Origin of the sequence: Desulfosporosinus sp. I2, assembly GCF_000960765.1 — a bacterium.
Taxonomy (GTDB): domain Bacteria; phylum Bacillota; class Desulfitobacteriia; order Desulfitobacteriales; family Desulfitobacteriaceae; genus Desulfosporosinus.
The window spans coordinates 1-10,596 of record NZ_JYNH01000160.1 but is presented as its reverse complement, the minus strand read 5'-3'; the positions used below and the strand labels follow the sequence as shown (position 1 = coordinate 10,596).

The 10,596-nt window shown below is 47.6% G+C and carries 9 protein-coding genes, 1 pseudogene and 1 riboswitch; all 10 genes and pseudogenes read left to right on the top strand.

All coding sequences use genetic code 11. The annotated features are described in order from the left end of the window. A pseudogene (locus UF75_RS30455) lies at positions 1-149 on the top strand (transposase); the annotation flags it as partial. Positions 150-241: 92 nt separating this feature from the next. After that, positions 242-1,201 carry a phosphodiester glycosidase family protein gene (locus tag UF75_RS22385; protein WP_197079504.1) on the top strand — a complete coding sequence of 320 codons (960 nt, stop codon included), beginning with the start codon at positions 242-244 and terminating at the stop codon, positions 1,199-1,201. Positions 1,202-1,276: 75 nt separating this feature from the next. Further along, complete coding sequence (locus UF75_RS22380; protein WP_045576755.1) at positions 1,277-2,530, top strand: hypothetical protein; 1,254 nt, start codon at positions 1,277-1,279, stop codon at positions 2,528-2,530. Between the two features lie 350 nt (positions 2,531-2,880). Further along, positions 2,881-2,968, top strand: a riboswitch (cyclic di-GMP riboswitch). Positions 2,969-3,480: 512 nt separating this feature from the next. Then, a complete protein-coding gene (locus UF75_RS22375; protein WP_045576754.1) occupies positions 3,481-3,894 on the top strand; it encodes a sigma-70 family RNA polymerase sigma factor in 414 nt (137 codons plus the stop codon). 83 nt (positions 3,895-3,977) lie between these two features. Then, the gene (locus tag UF75_RS28640) at positions 3,978-4,145 is read left to right on the top strand and encodes a hypothetical protein (RefSeq protein WP_156146563.1); all 168 of its coding nucleotides are present in this window, start codon (positions 3,978-3,980) and stop codon (positions 4,143-4,145) included. A 324-nt stretch (positions 4,146-4,469) separates the two neighbouring features. Then, a complete protein-coding gene (locus tag UF75_RS22370; protein ID WP_045576753.1) occupies positions 4,470-6,767 on the top strand; it encodes an ATP-dependent DNA helicase in 2,298 nt (765 codons plus the stop codon). A gap of 51 nt (positions 6,768-6,818) precedes the next feature. Then, the gene (gene cpaB / locus UF75_RS22365; RefSeq protein WP_045576752.1) at positions 6,819-7,538 is read left to right on the top strand and encodes a Flp pilus assembly protein CpaB; all 720 of its coding nucleotides are present in this window, start codon (positions 6,819-6,821) and stop codon (positions 7,536-7,538) included. Continuing rightward, entirely contained in the window at positions 7,528-8,262 is a 735-nt protein-coding gene (locus UF75_RS22360) for a cobalamin biosynthesis protein CobQ (protein WP_045576751.1), read from the top strand. The genes cpaB and UF75_RS22360 overlap by 11 nt, the downstream gene beginning before the upstream one ends. Next, entirely contained in the window at positions 8,262-9,674 is a 1,413-nt protein-coding gene (locus UF75_RS22355; protein WP_045576750.1) for an ATPase, T2SS/T4P/T4SS family, read from the top strand. The genes UF75_RS22360 and UF75_RS22355 overlap by 1 nt, the downstream gene beginning before the upstream one ends. After that, positions 9,667-10,581: a hypothetical protein gene (locus UF75_RS22350; protein WP_045576749.1), complete on the top strand. Its 915-nt coding sequence runs from the start codon at positions 9,667-9,669 to the stop codon at positions 10,579-10,581. Before UF75_RS22355 ends, UF75_RS22350 begins: the two co-directional genes overlap by 8 nt. Positions 10,582-10,596 lie beyond the last annotated feature (15 nt).

Genomic DNA, 10,596 nt, shown 5'->3' with positions numbered 1-10,596 from the left:
AATATGCTGAATATTTTCCACAGCATACAGGAAATGTAGCCAAACCAGTCCGGATCACATAGGGTGCCCTCATCATTAAGGAAAAGTGTAGCTTTTCTGACGAAGAAACTGTACAACAAATCATGGAAACTCCCTATTTTCAATACTTTTCTTAATAGCAAAATATTTTGTTCTATATTTATGATCATGAAAGTTTAACTGCTGATACCTTAAGCATGCTAAAGGTATTGATGGAGGTATCATGAGAAAAATACGGAAAATACGTCTAATAATGATTATTGCCTTTTTTATTTTCAACGTAATTTTTGCTCTAGTCCTTGCTCCCTTTATCATTTTTTGGGGTTCATTTGAAGCACTGAAAACTGTGGCGGTAGGTTCCATTCTCACTTCACGACATCCACAGGTTGTTAAGGCATTTCTATCTGATGAACAAATTAATGAAATCGTATACAAATCTAATGGTACGGACTCACCATCTGATACCCCAATTCAGCGTACAGTATCAGATGCATCTGTGGGCATTACAATTGAAGATATTAAAGGTAGGGCTTTTAAAGGCAAGGTAATGTTAATAAAGAATCCAAAACGGATAAAAATAGCTGTGACAAAAGAACTGGGGGTCGCAGGAGAACGAGTAAGCGGCTTAGTTAAAGACGCAGGAGCCATTGCTGGAATAAATGGTGGAGCATTTTATGACCCGAACGGTACAGGAAACGGAGCTTTTCCTGACGGAATTACTGTGCATAATGGAGAAATCGTACATAACAATGCAGGCAACTTAAGTACAGACATTGTAGCTTTTGATAAGGACGGTAAACTGATAGTTGGACATATCACCGCTGATGACGTTAAAAAGAAAAACATTCAGGAAGCGGTATCTTTCTGGCCAGCTTTAATACAGGACGGAAAACGAGGTATGTTTCGTGACGAAGAATGGGGAGTTGCACCAAGAACTGCCATCGGACAGAAAGCAGATGGCATGATTATTCTTGTCGTAATTGATGGTCGACAACTCACCAGTCTAGGGGCAAAAATGAGTGACCTCTATAACCTTTTTATGGAATATGGTGCAGTTAATGCGGCGAATTTGGATGGAGGGTCTTCTACAGAACTCTTCTATAATGGAAAAGTGATCAATAAACTTTGGAATTGGGCTGGTGAACGTTACCTACCGACGGCTATTGTGGTCATGCCAGAATAGTATCTATATTCCCAAAGCCTTTGTAGTCAGCTCTCAAGGGGCCTAGTGATCACCGTCGAAAAAGGAGAATTACGCATGAGGAAGAAACTGCGTACTATATTAGTTTGGATATTAGTTTCACTCTTTTTTCAATTTGGAGGGTACTCTCTTTTAAACAACCAACTTCAAAAAGTTATGGGATCGACGGCGGTAGATAGTGAACCACCGATCACGCCCCAGCTCAAAGCAACCATCTCTGGGTCTGAGCTTACTAATATTCAAGTTTCTTACGCCAAGGATTATTTGGCTTATTCGGAAAATGGTACACTTAAAATCTTCAATCTTAAAAAGGGGAACGTTGTTTTTGAAAAAAAATCTCCCTCTGCAACTGATCAAACATTGGGTGTTCTTACATATCAATGGCTACCTGACCGAAATATCTTACTCTATTTTTATGCCAATAAAAACCCTAATGAGGTAACAACCGTTAAAGTGTACCCTTCTAAGGCTAAAATCTCACCCCCTTCAATTGAGCCGAAAACAGAAGACCCAAACCAACCAAAAATTGTGCCCGAAGAGGCTCCCGTGGAGCCTAGGCTTGAAAAACGGTATGGAAGTCCAAAAATTACAGAACTGTATTCGCTTGAACTCCCGAATAGTGATGAAGATACCGCTCCAGATGATCGTTTAAATCCGTTTGATCCACCGAGTGGCAGTGAAGAGATTTCAGCAGGCGGGAAAATTGAAAAATTTGTTGTCTCGACCTCTACCAATTTGATGTATTTAACTGTCACGAATGGCTCGACACAACAACTCATGAAAATAGACGTTATGAAAAAGGTGAGTACCCTAAACAAACCAAGAGAGTTTATTGATAATATGGCTGCCTCTGATCGCTACGGAACACTTTATATAGACAGTAAAGTGGGGGCTATCCAGCAAGTTGTCGCCTTAAATAATGAAAAGCGTCAAGTCATCTCTAAAAATACCAACGACAGAATCTTAGGAGTCAGAAATGGAAGAGTGTATATTGGAGAAGTAGAAAACAATGAACTGGTAAAGATTAAAACCACAGCCGACCTGCAAGTGATGAAGGAGAACCCTGATCTGAAAATCGAATGGGAAGGCTCGATTCCCTTTAACAAAAATGTACGAATGCTCATCGGGATTACAGGTCAATTGATCGTCTATGACAATCAAACAGCCAGTGTCATTACAGACGGGCATCTTGCAGACGTAAAACTGCATGGAGATAAAAACTACGTCTCTGTCGATGGTGCAGAGCTTATCCAACTTACCAAGGCAGGATCATCCACCCTTGTGGAATTGCAACCACTAAAACCATTTTGATCTTTAGAAGGGCATTTTCGACATTTCCTTTTCAGGGTAGTTCTGGCTTCGGTATAACCGCTGTAGGCAGGGCCATTTTCCACAATACTCGTGGTTAGCTGATATCACCATGCAGCAAATCCCCCATCCCACGTTGATTTCAACGTTAGGAGTGCCGGTTGTGGAAACGAAACTAGGTGTCGTTAGAAAATGATCGATAACAATTCCTCCATTGTCAGAATTGTTCCGGGGTACGTCCCCCACACAATTTCAATTCAGTAGGACCTTATATATTATGGATAAAAGATTCCTTCGGTGTTTCGTCTCAACACAAATAATTGTTGTGTTGTTATAAATAACAATTGAATTATCAGCGCTAAGGGCAAACCTGTCAAAAGACAGGGACGCAAAGCCATAGGGTCTAAGGTGCACCAGCACTATGATAGCCTGGCCACCGCAGAGACTATGTGTCTAAACCTGCCCTTATTGGCAGGTTTTTTGCGTTTTAGACGTAACGAGGGAATTCCATAATTTGATTCCAGTAATACAATGACATATTTCAATAAAATATGACCGGTATAGCCTTATTTTTCATTTCATGTGAGTGAGGTGCTGACAAATGGAAAATGGGATATTAATAAAAATAGAAAGGCTAAAGTAGCTGAACTAAAAAGATATAAAGGCATTTATCATGCAGAGATCAATTTCTCCGACACGGATAGGTACCTTAGATCTCTGCGGACTTCCACGCAGACCCCAACAAGTTTACAATTCAATACACCTCATACTAGCCGTAAAAACGCAATTTGTTTGTCGCAAATTGCGTTTTTTTATTTGACAAAAAATCTAAATTTTCGACCGCAGGTTGCAATCAAATACTGTGACACCATTGCCAAGTCGGTAGGGTGCCGCTCTCCTCCCTCCATTTCTGATTTTGAGAAATTCACAAATCAGAAATGGAGGAAATCAAAATGCAGGAGGACAAAACATACACCCTGCTTATCAATAAGAAGCGAATCTCGGTAACCGAGGAAGTTTACAAGGCATATTATCAGCATAAAGAGCGCGAATATTATTTGGACAAGCTTTCCGAGCGAAATGATCTATCCTATGAAGAATGCGCGAAAAAAGGCATTCAGATAGATTACTTGTTATCGCAGACACAGGAATCCGCGGAGGACAAGCTTATCAAGGCCGAGATGCTTTCCAGGTTGACCGTGGCGATGGAAATGCTGACCGGACAGGAACGGCTACTGATCTATTCGCTATTTTTTAAGGGCAAAAGCGAAAACCAATTTGCTCAAAGCATTGGCCTTACAAAGCAAGCGGTGAATAAACAGAAATACCGTATTCTCCAGAAACTAAAAAAATTTTTAGAAATTTGAAAATTCAGGTTGTCAACCCCTCACTTTTTTCCTTAAAGGAGTGAGGGGTTATTTTTATTATCTCCCTCGCTGTTCCTTGACAAGTGCATATACGGTGTATTGGGAAAGCTACCTTTCTCGCCGTTGACAGCGGCAAGCCACATAAGCGGGAACGCCATGACCATTCCGTAGGAATGCGAGCGATTACTCCCGGCTTTGAATCAGCCTGTTGCGGGTTGAATGGCGATGACGGGGAAAGGGATACACAATGATACTTCTGCCTTGAACGCCTCACCGCATTGGGCAGCCCGCGACGAATGACGGGATCATGTTGGTTTGGGTTGGAAACTGATACCCATGCCGGCTGATATGTTGCTCTCCAGCAAGGAGCAGCCCGATACATCCCCGGTATCAGGGACGTTGTGAACAAGTATGATACATTCTTCATTTTTGCCATTTTTGTTTGACGACAGAACTATTGCGCCGGAATTCAAAGCGATTGACGTCTTGATGTGTTTCCAAAACCTGTGGTATTCCGGCGCACCATTCTGCCGCCAGACATTTTCATAGTTTTGTAAAGGTAAGGGAGATAAAAAATGTTTGATATAACGACGAGAGACTATTCCATTTTAGAAAAGTACATCCTGGCCGGAAGGATAAAGGCTGACAGCAGTTATTTCTTTACCTTGGACGGCAGGTATATTGTCTATTTCCGATTTTCGGGAAAAAGATTTACATACTCCGTGCTGAACTACGCCACCGAGAAGTCAGTTGTGCTGGCAACCAGCCGAACTGTGCTCTCCGAAGCAGACTATCCGGGCCTTGTTAAAAAGATACTTCACTGCAAAGTGTATCAGTTTGTGCTGCCAGCACAGCCCCAAATTCTGATTGAAGCCATATTCAGGCAGCTCCTGCCGGAATACGGCTATGTGGTGCGGGACAAGCAGATCGAGCTGTCGGTGATGATGTTCGAGAGCATGAGGCATAAAAAGGTCGCCCTGTGCGAAGCCGAGGTGGGTACGGGCAAAACCCTTGCCTACCTTGTGGCTGCTATCGTCTACGGTCTGTACGAGGGGAAGGAAAGACGGGCGAGCCCCTATGTTTTTGCCGGTCCGATGAACCCGACGCCCATGACCATTACCACCTCCGGCATTGATTTACAGCAGGCCATCATAGGAAAGTTTATTCCGGACCTTTCAAGGATACTGATGGAATATAAAATCATCGCCAGCCCCGTTACCGCCGTACTTCGAAAGGGAAAGGAGCATTATCTGTGCGAGGAACGCTACGCGGATTTCATGGACTATCTTGCAAACAGCGATAGTTCAAGAGATGTAAGGCTTTATCAAAAGCTGAAAGCAAAGACACTGGAGCAGGGCAATATTGACCTGGACGCCTACCCCGACATCAAACAGCATGTCGTCCGCAAAATCAACGTGCCCAGGGACTGCGGCCGCAATTGTTCATACTACAAAAAGTGTCGGTATCTCGACCATATCAGCCGCGCCAGATCAGATGGCTATACCTTTCAGGTGACAAACCACAATTACTATCTTGCCAATATGCAGCGGGAGCATTCGGGCCTTGCACCCCTGATACCGAAATGCGCCGTACATATTATCGACGAGGCCCATAAGCTCCTGGATGCCGCCTATCAGATATTGGGAGAGAGCTTTTCAAGCGCTCTGACGGGCGAGTTTATCCGAATTCTCCACAATCACACCACCGGCAACAAGGCCTACCACAAAAAAGCCTATCGGCTGACGGACGACCTGGCGTTTTATAATCAAAAACTATTTATGGAGCTTGAAAAAACCCTGCCCCCTGATGAAACGGAGGAAACCCGGCAGAAAACCGTGAAGATCAACGCCGCCGTCAAAAGAGCCATGCAGGATTTGCAGACCAGCCTTGACGAGATATACCGGGCCTGTTTTCAGGATATTACCAGCTGTCGGCAGCTTGCGCGCCTGCATCGTGAAATCAACGCCGGAATCGAAACCTTTATGGCGCCGAAGGATGTCATCTATTGGCTGGAGAAAGGCGAAGACGTACTGTGGCAGCTTACCGCCATCCCCACCAACATGGAAGCTATGCTCTATGAGGTGCTGTGGAAAGGCATGGCCTCCAAAATACTGACCTCGGCAACCTTGACCGACGACACAGGCTACGGCTTTTTCAAGGAGCAGACAGGCATCGGCAAACTGTCCTCCTTGCTGCTGGCGGAGATACGGATGCCATCCCCCTTTGACTATAAAAGTAACACGAGGCTCTATCTCTCCGAGAAAGTACCCTTTCCCGATAAAAACGACGAGCGGTATATAACCGCCGTTGCGGATGAAATTGAAAAGCTGGTGGAGGCCACCTACGGCCATACCGCCATCTTGTTCACCTCCTACAAGCTGCTGTCGGCTGTGCATGAGCTATTGAAGGACAGAATCACCCGTTTCCCCCTGATTACCATGCACAAGGGGACAAAGAACACCGCCGAGGCATATCGAAAAAGCCGAAACGGTGTTCTTTTCGCCTCCGGCTCCTTTTGGGAGGGCGTGGATTTCCCCGGCGATATCCTGTCCTCCATCATCGTGGTCAATCTGCCCTTTCCCGTACCGTCACCCATCATGGAGTACAAGAAGAAGGACTTTTCCTCTCTTTCAAAGTTTATTGACAGGTATGCCTTCCCGGTGATGATCGCCAGGCTCCGGCAGGGTTTGGGACGGCTGATCCGCAGTGAAACCGATACGGGAGTGGTCGCCATTCTGGATTATCGTACGAGCAGGTACGGCAAATACCAGCGCAGGGTGCTGGATTCCATCCTCGGATATACCCTGACCGAATCCCTTGACGAGGTGCGGGAGTTTGTGAAAAGCGTCAAGGACGCGGAGTATTTTGAATAAGAAATTAAGCTTTTTATCTGCCAAATACCTTTAGGAAAGGATGAAGATGTCTTGAAAATTCTTAAAAACCGGATAGTTTTAAGCGCCCTCTGCGTTATCCTGGCGGCAGTCATTTCCTTTGTACTGCTGCCAAAGCTTTATGCGGACAAGAGCGCGACCGTGACGGTGCTCCGGGCGGCGGCGGATATCCCCGCGGGCACCAGGATAGAGGACAAACAACTGGCCGCGCTGGAGGTGGGAAGCTTCGGCCTGCCCGACGGCATCGTCAATGACAAGACCCTGATTGTGGGCAAGATCGCCCAGACAGATATTGCTAAAGGCGATTACCTGTTTCCCCAAAAGCTCGGTGAGTTTATCGCCACTGAAAAGCTGGACCGCATTGCCACGGAGAATAAGCGGCTGGTTACGGTGAGCGTGCCGAGTATCGCCGCAGGGCTTTCCTCCCACCTGCAAAGCGGCGACATTGTGACGGTGGCCGTGTTTTCAAGCCAAAAGGAGGAAGGGGGCACAAGTCAAAGCACTCCTTCACAGGTGATCCTTTACCCCGAACTGAAAGGGCTGGAGGTTTACAGTGTGGAAAATTCCCACACGCAGAGCACCGCCCAGGTCCGGAAGCAGCAGGCAGAAAACCAGCAAGCTTCCAGCGACCCCATCCCCAAAGCCGTCACCCTGATTGTTACCGAAGCGCAGGCCACCAAGCTCATCGCAGCCGAATACACGGGGAAATTGCATTTAATCTTTGAAAAAAGGGGGATGAGCCATGAGCGGTAAAATCGTCAGCGTATGGGGCGGCGGCAACAGCGGGAAAAGCACCCTTGCGGTCAACCTGGCCTGCGCCCTTTCCAGCCACGACCGTCTGGTGGGCCTCGTTTCCTCCAATTTGGTCTATGGCAATCTGCAAATATTTTTTGGTCAGAGCATTTCACCGGAAAAGGGCCTGTTTCAGGTGCTGCATGAGGATAATCCCAACATCGGCGAGAAATTTTCGGAATACGAGGAAAGCAAGAACCTGTTTTTCCTGTCCGCGCCCACCCACTATACCGGCCTACTCTGCGACACCGTGACGCTGCAAAGCGTGGAACGGATGATTAGCGCCGCGTCCCTGGTGTTCGACATCCTGATCATTGACGGCGCCGGGGAGCTTGCCAACCCGGTATCCGGTACAGGTCTCTGGATGGCCGAAAGGATTGTCACCCTGCACAAGCCGTCCATAGCGGCGCAAATGTGGCATCAGGGTGTAGAAGATTTTGTGCGGGAGCTGCACATTGCCGGCAAGCAAATTCATGTCCTGCAGGCTCCCAACGGCGAGTTTGACGACAAGACCTTTCAAAGCATGATGGGACTTTCCTTTGCCTATGAGCTGCCCTTTGTAAAACGGGCGGGCGAGCTGGAAAACGCCGGAACGCCTATCTATTTCTTGCACGACAGATCATGCCGGCGGTACGGCAAGGTGCTGGAGCAAATAGCCGAGGAAATCTGCGGAGGCAAAGCCTGATGAATAATAAGTTTTCCATCAACGAGCTGATTTACAGAGCCAACAAGCAGCGCTCCGACAGCGGGGAAAACAAACTGGAGGCCCAGGATTACAGCGAAATCCTGGACAAGCTGCAACGGATCATCGCCAAAAACCACTCTACCGAGCTGGCGCAGGTATTGTATTCGGAGGAAGCCGAGCAAACGCTGAAAGACCTGATTATGCAGTATTTGAACAGTGAACATATGGTGGCCAAGGGGATTGCCAACATCTCCGTGCTGGTGGACGCCGTGTATTTCGACATGGCCGGCATGGGGCTTTTATCCAGCTACCTCCAGGACAACGAGGTGGAAGAAGTCAACGTCAACGGCTACAACGGCATCTGGGTTTTATACAAGGACAAAAAGGTGCGGCTTCTGACCACCTTCGGCAGCCCGGAGGCTTGCGCGAACATCACCAAGAAAATGAGTCGGTTCGGGAATGTCATCCTGGACGGCTCCAAGCCCATCGGAGACAGTTTCATCGCCCGCGGCATCCGCATGTCGGGCGCCATCACCCCCTGTGTGGACCCTGACGCCGGAGCCATTGCTTCGGTCCGAAAACAAAAGCCTTCCTATATAAATAGGGAAAATCTCATCAGCTGGAATACGGCCACGACGGACGAACTGGATTTTCTCACCCTCTGCATCAACAATGGCATATCGGTCGCCCTGGCCGGAGCCACCGGCAGCGGAAAAACCTCTGACATGGGATATATTTTAAGTTGTGTATCCCAGGACAAAAGAATTGTGACCATAGAAGACACCCGCGAGCTGACCCTGACACAGTTTGATGAAAACGGGGTGATGACGAATGACGTGATTCACCTTCTCACGAAGGAGGAACCCAACCCCATCACCATGCTGGACCTTTTAAAGCTGTCCTTAAGGTTACACCCTGAAATCCTTGTCCCGGCAGAAATGCGGGGCAAGGAAGCCCTGACGGTGCAGGAGGCCGGACGGACGGGGCATACCATCATCAGCACCCTCCATGCCAACAGTGCGCGGACGGCCTATGAAAGAATCCTCACCATGTGCCTGGAGGCCGGGACTTCATTGTCGGAGGAAAGGCTTTTGAAAAACATCGTGGAAGCTTTCCCCGTCATGGTTTTTAAAATGCAGCTTCCCGACAAATCCCGCAAATATATGGAAGTGTTTGAAGCCACCGGGGTAAAAGACGGGGAAGTCACAGGCAATACCCTTTTCAAATATCAAGTTGAGCATTATGAGAGAGACAGAAGAGGAAGAATTACAAAAGTCATCGGCAGCCACAAGCATTTGGGGTATGTATCCCAGGCCCTGGCCGAGCGGCTCTTGATTAACGGGGTTGAACTGGCGGAAATCCGCCGTTTTGCCGGAAAGGAGTTTATGTTAAGGGAGGACGATTATGAATAACATCGAAGTATCTCTTGCTATTATTTTTGTATTGATCAGTCTGTCCCTTTTCCTCCTGCTAGAACTAAATCCTTGGGTAATGGAGAAAAACCCCCTGAAAAAGCGGCGGCTTTACCTGTCGGGGTCCAAGCTGAAAATAGCCGAGCGGATCGCCATCCGGTTGCAAAACCTGTTCCGGCAAACCGGCGCCACGCTGAAAAGATTCATCCTGATGATGGCCGCAGCCTTGACGGCGGGATTTCTGGCCGGAATTCTGCTTTTTAGCAACACCGGGCTGGCAGCGGTTATGGCGGTCTGCCTTATCCCCGCCCCTTACTTTTACCTGACTGTAAAAAGCTCTGCGGCGGCGCGGGAGGAAATTGAGGGGCTGGAAAATACCATGTCCATCATCACCAACGCCTACGCGGGCTGCGACGACATTATCAAAGCGGTGGAGCTTTATGTAACGGAAAAGAACCGGTACATTCCGGTTCGCCTGAGAACCCCCACGCCCTTTGACGAGTTCGTCTCTGAAATCCGGCTCATCAATCCCAATGTGGAGCACGGACTGTACCGCCTGTCGGCTAAGATCAAGAATCGATATTTCGCCGAGTGGATTAAAATGCTCATCCTCTGCTACCACGACCGACGGCTGAAATTTGCCTTGTTCCCTATCATCAAGTCTATGAACGACGCCAAGACCATGCAGATAGAAAGCGACAGCATGATGGTCAGGGTCTGGAGGGATTATCTGATGACGGTGGGCATGATGTTCAGCATCATCCCCCTGATGCGCTCTTCCAATGCTGAATGGTTTGCCATTTTAACAGAAACCAGCATTGGGAAACTGCTGATTGTGGTTATGCTGCTGACTGCCTTGGTGACTTCCTTCTACGTAATGAAGGTAACAAAACCCATCAATCGATAGCAAGCTCAAGCCAAA